This window comes from Mycolicibacterium mageritense (genome assembly GCF_010727475.1).
GTDB lineage: Bacteria > Actinomycetota > Actinomycetes > Mycobacteriales > Mycobacteriaceae > Mycobacterium > Mycobacterium mageritense.
Genome location: NZ_AP022567.1, coordinates 1,656,725 through 1,676,506, shown reverse-complemented (window position 1 = coordinate 1,676,506; position 19,782 = coordinate 1,656,725). Strand labels below are relative to the sequence as shown.

The 19,782-nt window shown below is 62.8% G+C and carries 18 protein-coding genes; 7 read left to right on the top strand and 11 right to left on the bottom strand.

Annotation, left to right across the window (positions count from 1 at the left end; translation table 11 throughout):
- The first annotated feature begins 4 nt into the window (after positions 1–4).
- The 4 genes from G6N67_RS08155 (at position 5) to G6N67_RS08140 (ending at position 4,500) form a co-directional block, all read left to right on the top strand.
- Positions 5–580, top strand: a complete 576-nt coding sequence (locus G6N67_RS08155; protein ID WP_051578743.1) for a TetR/AcrR family transcriptional regulator — start codon at positions 5–7, stop codon at positions 578–580.
- A 508-nt stretch (positions 581–1,088) separates the two neighbouring features.
- Positions 1,089–2,180, top strand: a complete 1,092-nt coding sequence (locus G6N67_RS08150; RefSeq protein ID WP_036429724.1) for an IS630 family transposase — start codon at positions 1,089–1,091, stop codon at positions 2,178–2,180.
- A 774-nt stretch (positions 2,181–2,954) separates the two neighbouring features.
- Positions 2,955–3,833 carry a fumarylacetoacetate hydrolase family protein gene (locus tag G6N67_RS08145; RefSeq protein WP_036435632.1) on the top strand — a complete coding sequence of 293 codons (879 nt, stop codon included), beginning with the start codon at positions 2,955–2,957 and terminating at the stop codon, positions 3,831–3,833.
- A 43-nt stretch (positions 3,834–3,876) separates the two neighbouring features.
- Positions 3,877–4,500: a chromate resistance protein ChrB domain-containing protein gene (locus G6N67_RS08140; protein ID WP_051578744.1), complete on the top strand. Its 624-nt coding sequence runs from the start codon at positions 3,877–3,879 to the stop codon at positions 4,498–4,500.
- Between the two features lie 218 nt (positions 4,501–4,718).
- On the opposite strand, the gene G6N67_RS08135 is transcribed toward G6N67_RS08140, so the two are convergent.
- From G6N67_RS08135 to G6N67_RS08090, 10 genes are all read right to left on the bottom strand, one after another.
- A complete protein-coding gene (locus G6N67_RS08135; RefSeq protein WP_036433032.1) occupies positions 4,719–5,912 on the bottom strand; it encodes a helix-turn-helix domain-containing protein in 1,194 nt (397 codons plus the stop codon).
- Positions 5,913–5,951: 39 nt separating this feature from the next.
- Positions 5,952–7,346 carry a dihydrolipoyl dehydrogenase gene (lpdA, locus tag G6N67_RS08130; protein ID WP_036433033.1) on the bottom strand — a complete coding sequence of 465 codons (1,395 nt, stop codon included), beginning with the start codon at positions 7,344–7,346 and terminating at the stop codon, positions 5,952–5,954.
- An 11-nt stretch (positions 7,347–7,357) separates the two neighbouring features.
- The gene (locus G6N67_RS08125) at positions 7,358–8,878 is read right to left on the bottom strand and encodes a dihydrolipoamide acetyltransferase family protein (protein ID WP_036433034.1); all 1,521 of its coding nucleotides are present in this window, start codon (positions 8,876–8,878) and stop codon (positions 7,358–7,360) included.
- Complete coding sequence (locus G6N67_RS08120) at positions 8,875–9,906, bottom strand: alpha-ketoacid dehydrogenase subunit beta (protein ID WP_036433035.1); 1,032 nt, start codon at positions 9,904–9,906, stop codon at positions 8,875–8,877. Before G6N67_RS08120 ends, G6N67_RS08125 begins: the two co-directional genes overlap by 4 nt.
- 12 nt (positions 9,907–9,918) lie before the next feature.
- A complete protein-coding gene (locus G6N67_RS08115) occupies positions 9,919–10,881 on the bottom strand; it encodes a thiamine pyrophosphate-dependent dehydrogenase E1 component subunit alpha (RefSeq protein ID WP_036433036.1) in 963 nt (320 codons plus the stop codon).
- 294 nt (positions 10,882–11,175) lie between these two features.
- Positions 11,176–12,333 (bottom strand): alpha-D-ribose 1-methylphosphonate 5-triphosphate diphosphatase, encoded by a 1,158-nt coding sequence (locus tag G6N67_RS08110; RefSeq protein ID WP_036433038.1) that lies wholly within the window; start codon positions 12,331–12,333, stop codon positions 11,176–11,178.
- A gap of 26 nt (positions 12,334–12,359) precedes the next feature.
- Positions 12,360–13,256, bottom strand: a complete 897-nt coding sequence (locus G6N67_RS08105; RefSeq protein WP_036433040.1) for an oxidoreductase — start codon at positions 13,254–13,256, stop codon at positions 12,360–12,362.
- A 13-nt stretch (positions 13,257–13,269) separates the two neighbouring features.
- On the bottom strand, positions 13,270–14,655 hold the full coding sequence (locus tag G6N67_RS08100) for an MFS transporter (protein WP_051578745.1): 1,386 nt from the start codon (positions 14,653–14,655) through the stop codon (positions 13,270–13,272).
- 77 nt (positions 14,656–14,732) lie between these two features.
- The gene (locus G6N67_RS08095; RefSeq protein WP_230021499.1) at positions 14,733–15,656 is read right to left on the bottom strand and encodes a phosphate acyltransferase; all 924 of its coding nucleotides are present in this window, start codon (positions 15,654–15,656) and stop codon (positions 14,733–14,735) included.
- Positions 15,657–15,661: 5 nt separating this feature from the next.
- A complete protein-coding gene (locus G6N67_RS08090; RefSeq protein WP_051578747.1) occupies positions 15,662–16,225 on the bottom strand; it encodes an HD domain-containing protein in 564 nt (187 codons plus the stop codon).
- 232 nt (positions 16,226–16,457) lie between these two features.
- Between G6N67_RS08090 and G6N67_RS08085 the strand changes: the two genes are divergently transcribed.
- The 3 genes from G6N67_RS08085 to G6N67_RS08075 all read left to right on the top strand — a co-directional run bounded on the left by G6N67_RS08085 (position 16,458) and on the right by G6N67_RS08075 (position 18,996).
- Positions 16,458–17,174: a GntR family transcriptional regulator gene (locus G6N67_RS08085; protein ID WP_036433042.1), complete on the top strand. Its 717-nt coding sequence runs from the start codon at positions 16,458–16,460 to the stop codon at positions 17,172–17,174.
- A gap of 220 nt (positions 17,175–17,394) precedes the next feature.
- The gene (locus G6N67_RS08080) at positions 17,395–18,183 is read left to right on the top strand and encodes an SDR family NAD(P)-dependent oxidoreductase (protein WP_036433044.1); all 789 of its coding nucleotides are present in this window, start codon (positions 17,395–17,397) and stop codon (positions 18,181–18,183) included.
- A gap of 84 nt (positions 18,184–18,267) precedes the next feature.
- A complete protein-coding gene (locus tag G6N67_RS08075) occupies positions 18,268–18,996 on the top strand; it encodes a sulfite exporter TauE/SafE family protein (protein WP_036433046.1) in 729 nt (242 codons plus the stop codon).
- Positions 18,997–19,099: 103 nt separating this feature from the next.
- On the opposite strand, the gene G6N67_RS08070 is transcribed toward G6N67_RS08075, so the two are convergent.
- A complete protein-coding gene (locus tag G6N67_RS08070) occupies positions 19,100–19,699 on the bottom strand; it encodes a TetR/AcrR family transcriptional regulator (protein ID WP_036433049.1) in 600 nt (199 codons plus the stop codon).
- Positions 19,700–19,782: the final 83 nt, after the last annotated feature.

Below are 19,782 nucleotides of genomic sequence, written 5' to 3'. Positions count from 1 at the left end.
CGTCATGGACGTGGACACCCCCGCCCCAGCGGCGAGGCGCACCGCGATCGTCGACGCCGCGATCGAAGTCCTGGCGACCGAGGGGGGGCGCGGGCTGACGCATCGGGCCATTGATCGCCGACTCGACTTGCCGCTGGGGTCGACGGCGAATTATTTCAGCACGCGCACGGCGCTGTTGCGCGCGGTGACTCAACGTCTGCTCGAACTTGACATCGTGTCCTTGGAGGAGCTTCCCGCCCGGCGGATGAGCAAAGATCGGACCGCGAGTTTTTTTGCCGAACGCCTAACGCGTTCTTTTTTGCCCGACATGCGCCACCATTACATAGCCCATCACGAGGTGTTGTTGCAATCGGCACGTGATCATCAGTTGCGCCGCGAAATCGCTGAGGCGCGACAACGTTTCGTAAAAGCCGCCGCACGGATTCTGACTGCCGTCGGATGCGCGGATCCTGAGTATCATGCGCCGGGGCTCGTCGCGATGATCGATGGTCTGCTGATCGATCAACTTCTCTACTCCGACAAGCCCTTCGATGTGCAGCACCTGACTGCACAGATCAAGCGCTTACTGATGCAGTGCTGAGGGCTGGACACTTGTCCGCCGATGGTGGCCCGGCTCTGTCGGCGCCACATGGCCGACTGTAGGTTCTAGCCGTAGAGAGCTACAACCGCCGGAATCTGTCGCGGTAACAGCCGGACCGTGCGAGGCTCCCGTACCGGGAGATGGTGCGGCACAAGCGCTCCTGGATTAATACCGTTGCGACCCAAAGTGTCTGCAAACGGACTTGAGGTCCACCGGAACCTCGATACTCCATGGCCGCCGCAGTCGACAAGCATGAGCTTGCCTCAACAACATGTGTTGTGCTTCACTATAGACAACAGATGTTGTTCATAGGGGTTGGTATGAAATCGCGGTTTCCGCGACACGCTTAACGCGTTCGCCGTGCAGTGGAACAGTTTTCACCCGCGGCCTCACCGATTGCTGTATCAGAGTCGTCAAGCTTGAATAGAAGGAGCCCACATATGTCCGCACAAGGCCCGCGCCTAGTGTCCTGCGCCGTAAATTAGTTGATTAATTGTAGAATTGGCGGGTGGGAACCAGGGGTAGGCCGGTAGTCGAGTTGGTGTTGACCGACGACGAACGTGAGACGTTGCAGCGGTGGGCCCGTCGATCGAAGTCCTCGCAGGCGTTGGCCCAACGTTGTCGGATCGTGTTGGGTTGCGCGGCAGGGAAATCCAACAAGGAAGTCGCCGCTGATGAAGGTGTGTGGCCGCAAACGGTCGGCAAATGGCGTGGACGGTTCCTGGAGGCGCGACTGGAGGGTCTGGCCGATGAGCCGCGTCCTGGTGCGCCGCGCAAGATCACCGACGAGGCGGTCGAGCAGCTGATCGTGGCCACGTTGGAGCGTCAACCCAAAGGCGCCACGCACTGGTCGCGGTCTTCGATGGCGGCTGAGACCGGGTTGTCGAAGTCAACGGTCGGACGGATCTGGAAGTCGTTCGGCCTCAAGCCGCATCAGGTGGACACCTTCAAGATCAGCAACGACCCGCAGTTCGTCGACAAGGTCCGTGACGTCGTGGGGTTGTATCTGGACCCGCCGGAGAAGGCACTGGTGCTCTGCGTCGATGAAAAATCGCAGATCCAGGCCTTGGATCGCAGCGCGCCGGTCCTGCCGATGATGCCCGGCATGCCCGAGCGCCGCACCCATGACTACGTGCGGCACGGAATCACCACCTTGTTCGCCGCCCTGGATGTGGCCACCGGCGAGGTCTACGGCTCGATTCACCGCCGGCACCGCGCGATCGAGTTCAAGAAGTTCTTGACCAAGTTGGACAACACCGTGCCCGCTGACCTGGACGTCCATCTGATCTGCGACAACTACTCGACGCACAAATCGCCGACAGTAACCAAATGGCTTGCCGCCCATCCCCGATTCCACATGCACTTCACCCCGACCTACTCGTCGTGGCTCAACCAGGTCGAGCGGTGGTTCGGGTTACTCACCGACCAGAAACTGCGCCGCGGCGTTCACCGCTCAATTCAGGCCCTCGAGAAGGACATTCGCGAGTGGATCGCAGACTGGAACGACAACCCCCGCCCGTTCAACTGGACCAAGACCGCCGACGAGATCTTCGAACGACTCGGTTCATATCTTCAACGAATTCCCGGCGCAGGACACTAGCGCATGTCGTGTTGCAGACCGGTCTCCCCGAATCATTGGCGCAGTTCTACGCGGAAATCCTCAATGCGCACGTGGTACTCGCGGGCGTCGGCCTGATGTTCCTGACCTGGACGAGGAGCATCATCTCACTACCATCGCTGCGCTGCCCGACGGAGTGGAACCGAAGAATCCGAAGGCTGCCGGAATGAACCACATGGCCTTCACCTTCAGCACGCTCGATGAACTCCTGGACCAATGCCAGCACCTTGCCAGCGTAGGAATTCGCCCGCCCACGGTGCCGGTTCAACACGGTGTCACGACGTCGTCTACTACCGCGATCCCGATGGGAACTTCGTTGAACTGCAGATCGACAATTACGCCACCCCTGAGGAAGCCACAGCACCTCTCCAGGGACCGGACTTTGAACCGGACCCCTGGGGACCACATTTCGACGCGGAGAAAAATGGTCGAGGCACCAGCCAACGGAGCCAGTGTCGCCGAACTGACAAGTCGAACACGGGCGCTGTCAGGGCCGAAACTTCCCCACCCCTCCCTGGTGCTCGCCAGTCTCGAACCCACTAACCGACGGGAACGTTGTACGGGAAAGGGGTCGTGGCGACAGATGACGAGCGCAGGGGATTGGCCGATTCGTGGGCGCGCTCCACGGCACGGAACCGAGCAAATGAGCGCTAGGGCGCTCACAGTTTCCAATGGAGGCAGGCGGTTTCATGGTCTCTCGCGATGGCAGAACGACGCTAGCGAGCGCTGGTAACGAAGGCATTCGAAGGGAAAATGATGCGCTTATACAACATCGGTGGGCGGGCTGCGCTCGAAACCGACGGTGGGACCGTCGACGTCGAGCAGGCTAGTGGGGGAGCCTTCGGGTCAGATCCGCAAGACCTCTATGAGCAATGGGATGAGTTACGACTCTGGGCTGCAGACTATCTCGGTGGTGTGAAACCGGTAACGATGTGCGACAACGCGGCAATCGGCAGTCCCGTGCCTCGTCCACGCCAGATCTTTGCCATCGGTATCAACTACTCGTCCCATGTGGAGGAATCGGGCCTTGATACACCGACGATCCCCATGGTCTTCGCGAAATTTCCATCGTCGATCGCCGGACCCTACGACTGCATCGCGCTGCCACAGGGTGCCGTCGACTTCGAGGCCGAACTCGTCGTGGTGATCGGCACGCGCGCAGATCAGGTTCCCGCTCACGAGGCATGGCGGCACGTCGCCGGTATCACCGTGGGGCAGGATCTCTCGGAGCGGTACACGCAGTGGGCAGGTTCGGCTCCGCAACAAATGAGCCTGGGAAAGTCCTTCCCGGGATTCACCCCGATAGGCCCAGTGGTGGCGACGCCCGATGAGTTCGATAACCCTGACGACATTGAATTGGGGTGTGCCGTCAATGGGATGCCGATGCAGAAGGGCCGGACCAGCGGCATGATCTTCTCCGTTCCCGCGATCATCGAATTCCTGTCCGCCACCGTCTCATTACTTCCCGGTGACCTCATCTTCACGGGAACTCCCAGTGGTGTGGGTTTCACCCGCACACCGCAGATTCTGTTAAAGCCCGGTGACGAGCTCACGACGTATGCCGAGTCGATCGGCGAGATGCGGCACACGTTCTCCGCTCGCGCCGGCGCCCCTCCCTTGGCAAGCGACTCTTGATGCGTCCACCCGTCAACATGGATTTCGGTAAGGAGAAAACGACGTGCTGTGGGTAACCAGTAGGCGCATCCATCTGGACCGGGTGGCGTCACCGTGGCTGATCCGGAGGTTCGTCGACTGTGGGGCCACCTTCGAATTCGTGGACGCCGACACGGCGGTGCCGGCCGACGCGACGCCCTTCGCGTTGAGCGGCGCCAAACTCGGGCCGCACGACGACCAGGGGAGTACCTTCCGAAAGATCCTGAACGCCTACGAGATCAGTGCGCCGGAACTGCAGCAGATGGCCACGGTCATCGAGGCCGGAATTGCTTTTGCCCAGGGCAAGAGCTACCCAGGACTCGACGAGAACCTGCTTCACCTGGCGGTATCCTTGGCCTCCTTTTCTGAGGCCATGACCATTCTGCGGCCTGACGACCATGAGAATCTGCGCGACTCCGTCATCTATTACGACTCGCTTTATCAGACCTTGTGGGCTGGGTATGGTCCCGCACCCGCGGTCCCCTCCGACAACCTCGTCTCGCGGATTCTCACCTATCGGCAGGCCACAGACTGGGCCGAGATCCTTCCTCGATGGGACGTGGCGGGTCAAAGTCGCGCACCCCGTCCGCTGCCGTCGAGCCAGCGGTATCGGACCGCTCGTGCGCAACAGCAGAAGGGATCCCTGTGAACCAACTAGCCATCAACTACCAGGTTCCCGATTCCATTCCTCTCGAGTATCAGTGCCTCGAAGAGCCAAGTTATGCGTTCGGATTCTTCCGGCACTTCACCGAGCTGCGATTGGCGGTCCGTAAACATCGCGCTACTCACGGTGACCCAGCGGAATCGCGATAGCCGGTAGCGCCGACGCCCCGAGATGACGGCCGACATGAGCGCCTGGCCTCGGGCTCAGGCCGACTCGAGGCCGGTGAGGACTCGTACTGCGACTTGGTCGGAGAATCGGTAGGGCTGGCCGGTGATGATGGCACCGAGACGCTTTCTCAGGCGGGACATCTCCGAGCGAACAGCTACGGTGTGTTCGGCGTTGCCGTACAGCGCAATGCTGAGATCGGTTGCGTTGACTCCATGCCCGGTGTTTTGTGCGAGCATTCGCAGGATCTGGGCGTGGCGGGGGGAGAGTCCGCGCGTCCAGGTGACGTCGCCACGAATGGTCGCTCGAGGCGTGTCGCCGAGGTCGAGTTCGAGTTCTACGTGCGCGTCGACCCGGTGCGGGCGGAGGATCCAGCCGTGGCCGAGCGGTTCCGGGACTGTCAGGCCGAGCCCGGGTACGAAGACGGCGGCCTCAGGTGACGGGGCTGCGATGCGCCCGGGATTTTCCAAACCCCGCGCGCAGGCGACCCAGCCGTGTTCGTCGACCACCAGGGCCGGGGCCGCGCCGGCGAGCAGGGCGGCGCTCTGTTCGCACAGGCGGTCGAGGCTTTCTCGATGCAGCCGCCACAGGGTGGCTTCGGCGAGCCGGGCGGCCGATTGCGCCAGCCCTGCCGTCGACGGGTGCAGTGTCATCGCGGGCCCACTGATGTCGATCACGCCGAGGATGTCTCCCGAGCGCGGATCGTGGACAGGTTCGCCGATGCAATACCAGCTGTGCTGGCGGCGGGCGTAGTGCTCGGCGGAGAACAGCGTGATTCCGGTGTTCTCGATGAGGGCGGTGCCGATCGCGTTGGTACCGACGGCATTTTCTGCCCAGCTGGCGCCTTCCACGAATCCGAGTTGATCGGCGGTGCGACGGATGGTCTGTGCTCCGTCGCGCCAGAGCACGACGCCGTCGTTGTCCGCGATGACCACCACGAAGTCGGCAGAGGCGGCCGCGGACCCGAGGACTGCCCGCAGGTCGGGCAGCACCTTCCGCAAGTCGCTGCGGCTGCGCCGGTTCTCGACCTCGGACAGGGTGACCGAGGTCGACCGCCCGCAATCGTCGGGAGAGATGCCGTGTGTACAGAGCCGCTCCCAGGACCGGGCGACCAGCGGGCGCGGCTGCCGGGGTGGCTGTTGGCCGGACAGCACCGCTTCGCGGATTTCACTCAGCAATCGAGCGTGCCGGACCAGATCGACGGACGCTCCTGTCACTGCAGGGCGAGTCATGGTGTTCACAGTAGCGGGAACCTCCAGCAGGCCTCGCCCTCAGCTGTTGAGCGGTTTGCCGAGGGCGGCGAGCACGGATTCGTGCATGGCTTCCGAAAGCGTCGGATGGGCGAAAATCACGTCCGCGAGGTCATCGGCGGTGGCTTCGAGCGACGCGGTGATCCCGAAACCCTGGATCAGCTCGGTGACGTCTGGGCCCACCATGTGGGCTCCGAGCAGGGCTCCGCTGTCGGCATCGAAGATGGTCTTGACGAAACCGTCGGCTTCCGCGATGGCCAGGGCCTTCCCCGAAGCCTGCAGGTCGAAGGTGCCGACCTGCAGGCGGCGTCCGGTTGACCTTGCCTGTTCTTCTGTCATCCCCAGGCTCGCCACCTGCGGGCGGGCATACGTGCAGGCGGGAACCAGGTTGGTGTCGAGCGGTCTCGTATGGGACATGCCCGCGATGTGCTCGACGCACAGCACCGCTTCGTGGCTCGCCTTGTGGGCCAGGCACGGGCCGCCCGCGACGTCGCCGATCGCGTACGTGCCGAATGCCGTTGTGCGACACCAATCATCGGTGACGATCGTGCCGCCTGACGTCTCGACGCCGATATCCCCGAGTCCCAGCCCTTCGATGTTGCCCTGGATTCCCGCCGCCACGAGAACCCGCTCGGCAGTCACATCCTCCGGGCCGCCGGGTCCGTCGACGGTGAGATCGACCCCGATGTCGTGGATTGTCGCGGCCGTCACGCGAGATCCTGTGTAGACACCGATTCCGCGCTTCTCGAAGCGCCGTCTGACGAATTCGGATACGGCCGTATCCTCCGCGGGCATGATGCGTGGCGCCATCTCCACGATTCTCACGTCGGTGCCGAGGTCTCGGTAGAGGCTGGCGAACTCGACCCCGATGGCTCCCGAGCCGACCACGACAAGCGAACGCGGCAACGTGGACGGCTGCAACGCTTCGAAGTACGTCCAGATCCGTTCACCGTCGGGAGTGAGTCCGGGGACGGTGCGCGGCCTGGCGCCCGTTGCCAGGATCACGTGGTCGGCGCGGTAACGCTGGATGCCTGCGTCGGTGCTGACGTCGACGAGTCCCTTGCCTGCCAACCGCGCGGTGCCGGCGATGACAGTGACGGCGTTCTTGCGCATCAGGTACTCGACTCCGCCTGAGAGTCGCGCCGAAACGTTGCGGCTGAACTGCACGAGCTTCGAGATGTCGAATTCGACTGCACCGATGGTGAATCCCACCTCGTGGGCATTGGCCAGGGCATGGGCGACATCGGCGCCGTGCAGCAATGCTTTGGTGGGAATGCAGCCCCAGTTCAGACAGATTCCGCCGAGACGGTCACGTTCGACGAGGGCGGTGTTGAGGCCCAGCTGGGCGGCCCGGATGGCGGCCACGTAGCCGCCGGGGCCGCCGCCGATCACCAGGACATCGAAGTTGTCGGTCATTTCGGAATCTCCTAAACCAACATCAGGGCGGGGGATTCGACGTAAGCCCGTAACTGCTGGAGGAACCTCGCTCCCGTGGCGCCGTCGATGACCCGGTGATCGCACGACAAGGTCACGGACATAATGGTTGTCGAAACAAGTTCGCCGCCGGCGATCTCCGGCCGATTGGTGGCGGTTCCGACGGCCAGGATCGCGCCCTGGGGCGGGTTGATGATCGCATCGAACTGCCTGACACCGAACATGCCCAAGTTCGACACGGTAAAGGTGCCCCCTTGGAACTCGTCGGGTTGCAGCGTGCCGGCTTTTGCCTTCGTCACCAATGTGGCGATTTCGGCGGATATTTCGGCGAGCGACCGGCCGTCCGCACCGCGCACGATGGGTGTGATGAGCCCGGTAGGGAGAGCGACCGCGACGGAGACGTCCGCGGATGCGCAGCGCAGCACGGACTGCGCCTGCTCGTCATACTGGATGTTCACATCGGGCACCTTGACCAGCGCCATGGCACAGGCTTTGACGATGAAGTCGTTGACCGACAGTTTCACCCCCGCGACGGTCGCGTTAATCTCATCGCGCAGCCGCAACAGGTCGTCGATCTTGAGATCCACGGTCAGCCGGAAATGAGGGGCGTTGCGTTTCGACTCCTGCAAGCGTGACGCTATCGCCCTCCGCATGGCAGACAGCGGAATCGTCTCGTGGTCGGCGGCAGTGGCTGACGGCGCATTCGGCGCGGCAGCGGATTCCGGGTTGAATCGGCGTGCCGCGTCCCGTACGTCCGCTTCGCAGACCCGGCCCCGCGAACCTGTTGCGCGGCAGTCGTGCAGATTGATTCCGAGTATCCCGGCCAGCCGGCGCGCGACGGGGGTGGCCGCGACTGCACTATCGTCGCGGGTCGACCTACCGGGGATGCCGCTGCGGACGGCCCGGTTTTTGGCGGCGACCGACCCGCCCGCGTCGACGATGGCGTGCTCGACATCGGTCACCGAGATGCGGCCGCCCCGCCCAGTGGGAGTCACGCGTGCCAGGTCGATCGACAGTTCGTCGGCCAGCCGCAGGGCGTGACGGGTGGCGAACACGTCAGCCTCGGTCTTGCCACGCAGCACGTCGGGGACGACGGTGGCGCCGGCGACGTGCGTGGCCGACGACGTCACAGGGGTTGCGGCCGGGATCGACTGCACGACAGGGGAAGTAGCGGTTGGGGCGGTCGCGGGTTGCGATGGTGCGGGTGACGCCACGCCTGTCGTTCTTGCGAGATCGGCGGCGAAACTGTCAACTTCGGCATCGCTGACGGACGGGGGTGCACAGATCGCGATGGGCGCGCTGACCGGGAGAGTGTCACCGGGTTTGGCGAGGATCCTTCGCAGCAAGCCGCTGAACGGGGCTTCGAGTTGATTGGTGATCTTGCTGGTCTCGATCTCGCACAGCAGATCGCCCTTGTTGAAGGTGGTGCCCTCGGTGACGAGCCACTCCACGACGGTGCCTTCTTCCATCGAGAGGCCCCATTTCGGGATCTCGATGACGGCCAGGTCACTCATGCCGACACCGCCCGGCGGATGGCGTCCTCGACGCGGCTGACCGAGGGTAGCCACTCCTTCTCAAGCGCCGGTGAGAACGGCACAGGGGTGTGCGGCGGCGTGACGAGTTCGATCGGCGCCTTGAGCGACCAGAACGCCTTCGTCGTGATGAGCGCGGCGACATCGTGCCCGAACCCGCACCGCGCCGCCGACTCGTCGACGATGACCACCCGACCGGTCGACGCCACCGACTCCAGGATGCTCTCCTCATCGAGCGGGGAAACCGTACGGGGGTCGACCACCTCGACGGAGATGCCTTCGGCGGCAAGGGCATCGGCAGCGTCGTTGGCCACGTTCACCATCGCCGCGAGAGCGATCACGGTGACGTCACTGCCCTCCCGGGTGTAGTTGGCGACCCCGAGGGGGACGGTGTAGGACTCCTGCGGCACTTCACCTTTCATGTCGTACAGCGTTTTGTGTTCGCAGAAGACGACCGGATCGTCATCACGAATCGACTGAATCAGAAGTCCTTTGGCGTCATACGGATTCGACGGCGCCACCACTTTGAGGCCCGGCACGGCGGCGAATACGTTGTAGGGCGACTGGGAGTGCTGCGCGGCCGCGGAGAACCCGGCACCGATCATGCCGCGCACCACCAGCGGCGTACGGGCCTTACCGCCGAACATGTATCGGAACTTCGCGGCCTGGTTGTAGAGCGCGTCGTAGCAGACACCGAAGAAGTCCATGAACATCAGTTCGGCGACCGGCCGCAGACCCGTCAACGCCGCTCCAGCCGCCATGCCGATGATGGCCGATTCGGTGATGGGGGTGTCGATGACGCGTTCTGACCCGAACTCGCTCCACAGGCCTTTGGTGACACCGAGAACGCCACCGAACGCTTCGACCTTCTCGGTGGCCAGTGCCGGATTGCTGCCGCCCTGGCCGCCGCGCAGATCCTCGCCGATCTGGACGACCGTCGGGTCACGCCGCATCTCCAGGGCCAGCGCGTCCTTGACCGCCTCGCGGTAGGTGATTTTCGAAAGGCTCATCGTGTTTCTCCCTCAGTACGCGACGTAGACGTCGGTGAGCAGGCTGGATACCGGCGGATAGGCTGCGGCGCGGGCCTCGGCCACAGCTGTGCCGACAAGCTCACGAGCTACCCGGTCGATCTCGTCGAGTTCGTCAGCGCCTATGGTCTTCGCGACGGATGCGCGGAACTTCTGCAGTGGGTCGTCGGTGGTACGCAGTTCGGCGACCTGCTCGGGCGTCCGGTACAGCTGGGCGTCGCCCTCGAAGTGACCGTGGAATCGGTGCGCGACGGCCTCGATCGTCGAGGGGCCTCCGCCGCTGCGGGCCCGCTGCACGGCCTCGCTGGTGGCGTCGTACACGGCGAAGAAGTCGGTCCCGTCCACGGTGGTCGCGGGCATGCCGAAGGACGCCGATCGCTGGGCGATGCTGGTCGTCCCGACGGCGTAGTCGCGTCCGGTGGCCTCGCCGTAGCCGTTGTTCTCGATCACGAAGACGATCGGCAGCTCCAGGACGACCGCCATGTTCATGGCCTCGAACACGGTGCCCTGATTCGACCCGCCGTCACCGGTGAAACTTGCTGCGACACCGCCGTTCCCGAGTGTCTTGGCGGTCAGTGCCGCACCGATCGCCAGCGAGGGGGCACCGCCGACGATCGCGTTGGCGCCGAGCATGCCGACGGACAGGTCGGCGATGTGCATCGAGCCGCCCTTGCCGTGACACAAGCCGTCGTCTTTGCCGAAGATCTCGGCCATCATCGCCCGGATGTCGCAGCCCTTGGCAATGCAGTGCCCGTGCCCGCGATGCGTAGAGCCGATGTAGTCGCGGTCACCGAGGTTCTCGCATACTCCGACCGCGATCGCCTCTTGACCCGAGTACAGGTGGATGAACCCCGGAATGTCGCCCGTTGCGTTCTCTTCGTGCAGCCGGTCCTCGAATGCCCGGATCTCGGCCATCTTGCGATACGCGTGTAGCAACTCCGCCTTGGTCAACGCCATGTCTCTCCTTCGCAATTCGACCAGAGGTGCTCTGGTCGGTGCCCCGATGCCGACGCCGCGCAGTGGTTCTCGTCGGCGCCGGTCGCGGTCACAGATGCTATGGAGATGAGAGCGCGGTCACTACCGTTGCAAGGGATTGCAACGCCACCGCAGATGCCCTAGGTCTGGCTGGATAGTCGATCTGTCAACCTCTGGCCTCGGCAAGAGTCGCCCGTGGAAATACGAGCGACGCGGATTGTTTGAGCAGCTGGAGCCACTTGTGGACGTCGGCGCGGTGCGGCCGGCGAGGCCCACTCATTCGGTGCAAATGCCCATCAGGGGTCGGCCGGAGCGCCAGGTCTGCTTCACGATCGGCAAGCCGGCAGATGAATCAACGGCAGCGAGATCGGCAGCGAACCCTTTCGCGATCCGGCCGCGATCGTGAAAGCCACCTACCACGGCGGGTCCTTCGGTGACCAGCCTGACGGCGGCCGCCCACGGAACATCGCCGGCCTCGGCGAGGCTGTAGACCGCGTGAATCAGTGAGGCTGGGTGGTAGTCGGACACCAGGGCGCTGACGACACCTTCCGATATTGCGTCCCGGGCTGACAGCCATGACAGGTGCGAGCTGCCGCGCCACGCGTTGGGTGCACCCATCACAACGTGAATACCGGTGCGCCGGGCTTCGACAGCTGCCTCGAGGGTTAGCGGGAACTCACATATCGATGCGCCGACTCGGGCCGCCTCCATCGCGTCCTGGCGGGTCAGGTCGTCATGTGAAGCAAGCGGGATTCCGGCGTCCGCTGCAAACATGGCCGTCTCTCGTCGTCGTGACGACACGTCGCGCGCGCGAAGGGCCCGCGCGTTGCTGATTCGTTTGCGGTCTTCGGGGCCTCCGTCGTGGCTGCGAAGAAAGGCCTCGTCCCACGCCGAACTGTCTCGGCTGTACTGTCCGACACCAGGGGCGTGGTTCATGTAGGAGACGAGCTTGGTTAAAGCCGGGTCAGCCAAATGCTCGCTGAGACGCCATCGTTCGGCGCTCAGCTCGAATCTGACGTGGAGCATCGAGTCGGTGCGGAGGTGTTTTTTGTGCAACTGAAGTGTTGTCAGCCAATCAGTGGGATCGACAATGTCGTTCGAAGTTTGCAGGTCGTCATCGACTGTCAGGCAGAGGCATTGGGTCGTAACTCCGTTTGCCACGGCTTCCGCGTCGACCTGTAGAAGGGTGGCGCCCAGCGGGAATCGTGTTCGAGGGCGCGGCTGACTGCGAGGATTGAGCGCGTCGGAGTGAAGGTCAACGAGACCCGGGATGAGATCGACGTGCCCGAGATCGATAACCGACGACCCTGGCGGTGCGTTCTGACTCACCGCCTCGATTACACCGTTGTGGATCGTGACATAGCAGTTCGAGATCGCCACACCGTCGACCGCGGCGCGCTTCGCCCGCAAAGTGAAGCGGCCGTGACGTTCCATTTCGCCAGAGTAACCGCCGCGACGATCTAGCCGGGCCCGTCGCTGGCGGCGGCCAAGAGTGGCACGACCAGATCGCTGATCGGCGTGGGGATACCGTGCCAACGTCCACGTCGCAGGACGACCCCGTTCCTACTGTCCCATTCGAGGGGCAGGCCGGCCCGTCGGTCGGCGAGAATGGAGGTGCTCAAGTCGGCTGGGAAACTCTGAAACTTGTCGACGATCTCTTGGGGTACGCCGTCGTCCAATATCGCGCCCTCGGCACGCGCAACCTCAAGACACTCCTGCGAGTAAGCCAGAGACAGGTTGGCGATGTCAGTTCGGGAGAACATGCCCGCACGGCGACCTGCCAGAGCCATCAGCCCCGCGACCGCATTCTGTAGCAGTTTTCGCCATGCGAGGGACGTGAAGTCCACCGCGACATCGACCGAGCATCGGGTGCCGCGCAAAGCCGACTGCACCACACTGGCCCCGGGTGCGTCCGGCAAGGTCAGCCGTGGTTCGCCGCGTAGCCACACCGAACCGTCAGATTCGCGTTGAGCGGGAAACCACACCACCGAGGGCAGGACTGGGCCACCGGACGAGTACCGAGCGAAGAGCGATTTCTGCTCAACGCCGTTCTGCAGCACGCAGACTACGGTTTTGGTACCGCACAGTGCGGCAAGCCAACGTGCGGCCGACTGCACTTGCGTCGATTTGACTGCGACGAAGACCAGGTCGAACGTGTTGTTGATTTCCGCGGGATCAATCCGTACGGGTCCGGGAACGACCACTCGACGGTCGTCATCGCGTAGCTCCAGATAGTCGCGCATCGAGCGGCCGCAAATGGTCGGCGTGCGCCCGGCCTCATGAAGTACCGCCGCGATGGTCGTTCCGATTGCTCCCGGACCGATCAGAGCAACTGTTGGGATTTCTGACGTCATCATCCTGCGTTTGATCCTATGCCGTTGCTGCACGTAAGCGCCATGACGGGAGCAGCAGAACACCGGTGAGCAGGGCCAGCGCAGCGAAGGAGTAGAACAGTGCCTCGGGGCCGACAAACCCCGGGATGAGTCCGCCCAGAATGGCACCGACGGATCCCGAGCCGTTGACGAATCCTACGGCGGCCCCTGCATGCTCCTTCGTCCCGAAATCGACGGCCGCGGTTGCGGAGAGGACCGAATCTGCTGCGTACATGCTCAAGCCGATCAGACCCAGAATGATTGCGATCATTGCGATGTCGCCCGTTGAGGTGAGTGGAACGAAGGCGGCCGACGCCACGGCCAAGATGACCACGCTGATGACGGTGGCCGGAATACGCCGTGACTGGAATAAGCGGTCGGAGGCCCACCCGATGAGAATCGGCCCCAACACACCGCCAACGCCGAATGTGACAGGGACGATCACTGCCTCAAGGTCTGTCACCTGTGGGGCGCGTTTCAGTACGATTATCGGCCCCCACAGGAGGATGGCGTAGCGGGACGGCTTCAGCAAGAAGTAGGCGAGACCGAGACGCAGGACCATCCGGTCACGGACAGCGACGAGGAACGAGTCACGGATCCCTCGGAGGATTCCGACCTCAGCCTGGTTAGCATCGCCTACGACCGATTCGTCAGGACCCTCGACAACCTGAACTGAATCTGCAACGCCTTGCGACTTCTGCTGTCCCTTACGTCGGGACGCCCAGTCGTCGATATCGACATCACCCAAACCGACTGCCTTCGGTGTATCCCGTTGTGCTACAGCGGTGATCACCAGAACAAGAGCGACGACAGCTGCCGTTGATATGAATGCTGCCCGCCAGTTATGGAAGACGCTGTATGCCCACCAACCTGCAAACGGTCCAGCTACCAGCCCGCCCAGAGCGTAGTTGGTTGTCCACCATCCGAACACCCGTCCGCGCTCGCTGACAGCGAAGAACGCAGACATGTTCTTGCACAATGGCGCCCAGCCCGAGGACTGTGCCAGACCTTGCGCAACCATGAGAAGCCCGAACCCGATGATTGCGGTCGTGAAACCCATCAGCGCTGCGGAAGCTGCGGACACGGTCAGACCGACCAGCAGGACACGGCGGGGACCGAACCGGTCGGCAAGCGTGCCCCACACGAACTGCCCGACTGCGTATGCCGTCAGATAGGTCGCATCGAGAACGCCCATTAACGGTTCTGTCATTGCTGACATTGATGGATCATCGAGAATCCCCACCTTCGCCGTGGAGAACGCTTGGCGAGTGAAATAGAGAGCGAAGTAGACCAGCCAGGTCACGGCGAATATCTGGATGCGCCAACGACGAAGTTGATCCAGGGGCTTGATACTGGAGTGCTGGAGATCAGGCGACAATGCCATGGGAGCCTTCAATTCTGGGTATGTCATCAGTGGCGACAGAGGTGACTGAATGCACGAACGTGTTGACGCAGTGCTTCTCAGAGGGGTTTCGGGTTGTGTTGCATCCATGCGAGGTACTTGCGACCCAGCCCGCAGGAAGCCAGCTGTGACTGATGAGAGTCGCCGCGCGACGGAAGCACGATCGGGTAGCTCCCACCCACCACAAGTCCAGCGATGACCGTTCGAGGATTGCGAGCCGCCATCTTCACAACGCCGTTCGCCGTTTCGATGTTTGGGCAGATCAGCACGTCGGCGTCACCGGCGACTGGCGACGTGATCCCTTTGACGGCTGCGGCGGCGCCCGAGAGTGCGATATCCAGCGCTACGGGGCCCAATACGTCTGCCCGATCCGCGATTCGTGTACCGACGTCCGCAGCTTCTATCGATGACGGGACGGCAGCGCTCACCGTTTCAGTGGCCGACAGCACCACCACTTTGGGACGGCGGATTCCCATCGACTGCACGAAATCAATTGCATTGTTCGCGATGACCTGCTTGAGATCCGGGGACGGTGCGACGTTGATGGCTCCGTCAGTGACGTAAAGGGGCTTGTGGTATATCTCTTCTGGCAGATAGACGGCGAAAATGTGGCTGAGACGGCCGGACGAGACCCCTGATTCACGTCGGTTCTGCAGCACGGCTCGCATCAGGACGTCTGTTTTGATGTTTCCCTTGACCATCATCGCCACGTCGCCACCGGCTGCCAGTGAGGCAGCCAGATCAGCGGCAGGCTCGTCGCCGTCTACCTCGTGGAACACCCAGCCATCAACAGTGAGTTCGTCCTTGGCGGCCAGCCTTACGATTGTTTGGCGGTCACCGATTACGGTAGGTGCGATGAGGCCGGCGGCATATGCGCCGTGGACAGCTCGCAGCGACGTACCGCTCGAAGGCTGTACTACCGCAGTCGGTGCGGGGCCAAGATCTACTGGTGGCGGCTCGTATAGGAGTGTTGATTCGGACATGAGTGTCACGACCGCTCATGACGTGCCGCGTGTATCCAAACCCGCTGCAACACTTCGGCATAGGACGACAGATCGTCAGTAGTGACGGTGGAATCCTTCGCCCGATCGTCCCAGTAGCGCAGCTGTGCTGCATCTTCATGAAACTCGTGCGCCCGGAAGTCGGCAACTTCCGCGGCCGTCATCGGACCACCTTGGCGTGCAAGCGATCTGACAGAAGCGGGACTAAGGGTGTCGGCATACGTCGGCTGTGTTGCGACGAGATAGCGCTTGGCTGGAACATGCTGGCCGACCAAGTATGCTGCCCGCTCCGAAATGTGTTCGGCGCAGAACCTCGCACCGATGTCCTCATGTGCACCGCTCCCGTAGTAATCGAGAACTGCTGGTGCACGGCCGATGTCGTGCAGAAGAGCTGCTGCGATCATGACGTCGTCGCGGTGATTGTCTCGGGCCTGCTGTGCAGTTTGCAGCGCGTGCTGTAACTGGTTCACCGCCTCGTCCTCATAGGGGCTCTGCTCGGCGAGTCGCAGGATGCCGAGGGTGTCTTCGACGGAAAAGTGAGGGCTGGACAACTCAGTGGGCCTTTCTGTGATCTGGGCTGCAGACCACTAAAACATCGCACACTTGACTAGTCAAGTCAGGTTATGGCCCGGCAGGAGTGGCGATGTGGTGGTCCCTCGCCTCAGATGGAGTGCGAGCGGGTCGGCGAGGGCTCCGGCTGCGCTGGTGCAGTAAAGTTTTTCCGAGCACGGTGCGAGCGTTGGAGCGCAGCGCCGCGCCGGCTGGGAAAGGACGGGATGCTTCTTGGTTGACGAGGGCCCGCGTTATCAGTCGATCGCCAACCTGCTCCAGCAAGAGCTTGCGTTGATGGAACCGGGGACGCAGGTGTCGTCGGAACACGAACTTGCGAAGCGGTTCGGGATGAACCGCCTTACGGCCAAGGCAGTCTTGGAGGAGCTCGAGCGTCGGTACGTGGTGCGACGAAGTCAGGGCAAAGGGACGTTCGTTGCGCGTCGCCTGCCGTATGTGGTCAGCTCGAATTCGTCGCCGAGTTGGAGTATGAGTGTGCGCGCGGCCGGCGGAACCCCGGGCATCGCCACAGTCTCCGTTCGGGAGCGTCCCGCCTCGCAGGGGCTTGCCGACCAGTTGAAGATCGACAAAGGGCAGCGAGTATTCGTCGTGGTGCGTCGGAGATTCGTCGACGGCCTCATCGCCGGGTGCACTACGAGTTACATGCCAGGTGACCTACTGCCCCGATTTCGCTCGCGCCTGTCAAACGAGGCCTCACTACATGAAGTGCTGGCTGAGCACTATGGAATCGAACCGGTTCGAGCCTGGGCAAAGGTCGAATTGCGTCCCGCTCCAGCGGATATCGCGATGCAACTTGAGCTCCGCGGTGCTCCCATGGTGCATCGGCTTTCTGCGCTCCTCGAAGATCCCAGGCTGGGTCGCGTGATCGAGTTCGGGGAGACGTGGCTGCGACCAGACGCGGTCGACCTGGTGATCGAACTGAGACGTTAGCAACACAGCACCGGCGGCGGGTGGTGGCCCGATCGAACAGCGCATGGCCTCGGATCGCATATCGGGTGGGCCGACTTCTGCCAGGATGCCGCCGATCGCATGAAACGATGAGAACCTTGCGAGCCGCGCTGATGTATCGACCCCGAGTGTTTCCGCTGTCTACTACTTGACTAGTCAAGATGAAAAGTTTAGCTTTGACGATCGACAGCCAGGAGTCCAGTTGAACATCGATCTCACCGGTCGCGTCGCTCTCGTCGCCGGCGGTAGTAAAGGAATCGGTCGCGCCGTTGCGCTTGAGTTTGCGCGGCTGGGTGCGCGGGTCGCGATCGGGGCACGTGGTCGAGAAGCCCTGGAGGAGACCGAGGCTGAAATCACTGTCGAAGGCGAGGCGCCGCTTGTCTTTCAAGGTGATCTTTGCGTCACGGCAACGGTCGAAAAGATGGCCGAGACAGTCGCCGGTCGCTACGGCAAGATCGACATGCTCGTCAACAATGTCGGCGACTCGGTCATGGGCCATGACTGGCGTACATCGGACGCTGAATGGGCGGCCATGCTAGAGACCTCCCTCATGAGTGCAGTGCGCTGCTCAAGGGCTGCGATACCGTACCTTCTCAAGAGCCAGTACGGCAGAATCATCAATATCTCCTCGGTCAACGGCCACCAACCGCCGGCGGGCCGTGTCGACTACAACGCGGCAAAAGCCGCAGTATTGGCGTTCTCCAAGACACTCTCACTCGAACTGGCGCCTACCATCACGGTGAACAGCATCTGCCCAGCACGCATCGACACCCCGTTATGGCGGCGGATGGCCGAGCCGCTGGTGGACGCAGCGACACCGACAATCGATGCCGTGTTGGACGCTATCGCGAAACGTGACGTACCGATGGCCAGATTCGGTCGGCCTGCGGAAGTGGCTGCGTTGGCTGCCTTCCTTGCATCAGATCATGGCGCCTGGATCACCGGCGTCGCATACAACATCGACGGTGGTTACACAAAAGCGTCGGCCTGAACCGCGACCGCGGGCCGCGAGAGCCTCTGCAGCCATCGCTGCGGCGGATTCGCTGGCAACCAAGTAAGCGTGTGGAGGACGTGGATGCTCGCTCTCAGTTGCGTCTTCGCCCTCGCCGTGGCGGCCGGTGTTCTCGGGGGCTTGGTCGGAACGGGTTCGTCATTGGTACTACTGCCGGTACTGGTGCTGTTGTATGGGCCGCGGGAAGCGGTACCGATGATGGGCATCGCGGCGGTCTTGGCCAACGTAGGCCGTGTGGTCGTGTGGTGGCGACAAGTTCGTTGGCGCCCCGTGTTTGCGTATGCCGCGCCCGGTGTCCCGGCAGCCGTTCTCGGTGCGCACACGCTGTTGACCATCTCGCCTAGGGTCGTGGACGCTGCCCTGGGTGCGTTCTTTCTGGCGATGATCCCGGTTCGCAAGATCGCCGCAGTTCGGGCGTGGCACGTGCGACTGTGGCACCTCGGCATCGCCGGTGCGGCTGTTGGCTTTCTGACCGGCTTGGTGCTGTCGACCGGGCCACTGAGTGTTCCAGTCTTCACCGGATATGGCCTGAGCGGTGGTGCATTTCTCGGGTCCGAAGCGGCCAGTGCACTGCTGCTGTACATCGCTAAACTAGCCACGTTCGGTCAACTCGGAGCCTTGACGATGAGCGTCGTCACTCGCGGACTGATCGTCGGTGCGGCCTTGATGATCGGCCCGTTCATCATCCGAAGAATGGTGCAGGGATTGCGCCCTCGCGCCTATGGCTACCTCATCGATGCTGTTCTGATCGCAGCTGCCGGCGGGATGTTCATCGCCGTGCAACAGCATTGACGCGTAGCGGCGGCGGCCGACCAGCCGCTACGGTGAAAAAATCAGCGCTACAACGGATTCGGGCAGAGTGCCCATCTACGCGAGTACTCCGCTGGCTGGTACGTCATTCGCCGCTGGGCGAGGTGAGCGCCTTGATTGCTGCGGTCGACATGGTCTTGATGATGGAATCGTGGTCCAGGCCCTTGTTGAGGGTCGCCACGGAATTGAGCATTGAGAACACCGTATGGGTGAGTAGCCGAACCTCCGGTTCGGAGAGATCGGGTCGCAGTATGGAAACGATCGAGATCCATTCCTCGGCATAGAGATTCATCTCACGCCGGATGCGGCGCCGATCCTTCTCCGGCAAGGCATGTTCGTTCTTCATGAAGATCAGCGTCGTCGGAGCTGCGCCGATGACGCTTCTGATGTGGAAGTCGACGAGAATCTCCAGCGCGGTCCGTGGATCGGGCTCCGCCTCGGCGGTTTCTCTGGCGAATTGGTGCAGGGCTGCCAGGGGACTCTCCACGACCGCGACCAGGAGGGCCAGCTTGTTTTCGAAGTGGTTGTACAGGCCCGGACCGGAAATTCCGGCAGCGGTGCAGATCATGTCCACGGTCACTCCGTCGTAGGAGTTTCGCAGGAACAGGTCGGCGGCCACCTTGAGCAACACATCTCGGCGTGAGGTGCCGGCAGACGGCTCGTGCGCTGCAGCGTCAGTGGTCATGGCAAACAACGATAACCGCGGTGCTGGGCAGTGCCGAGCCCGGGAAGCGGTCGGGAGGCCGGACCGCGCTGAACCTTCGGTGG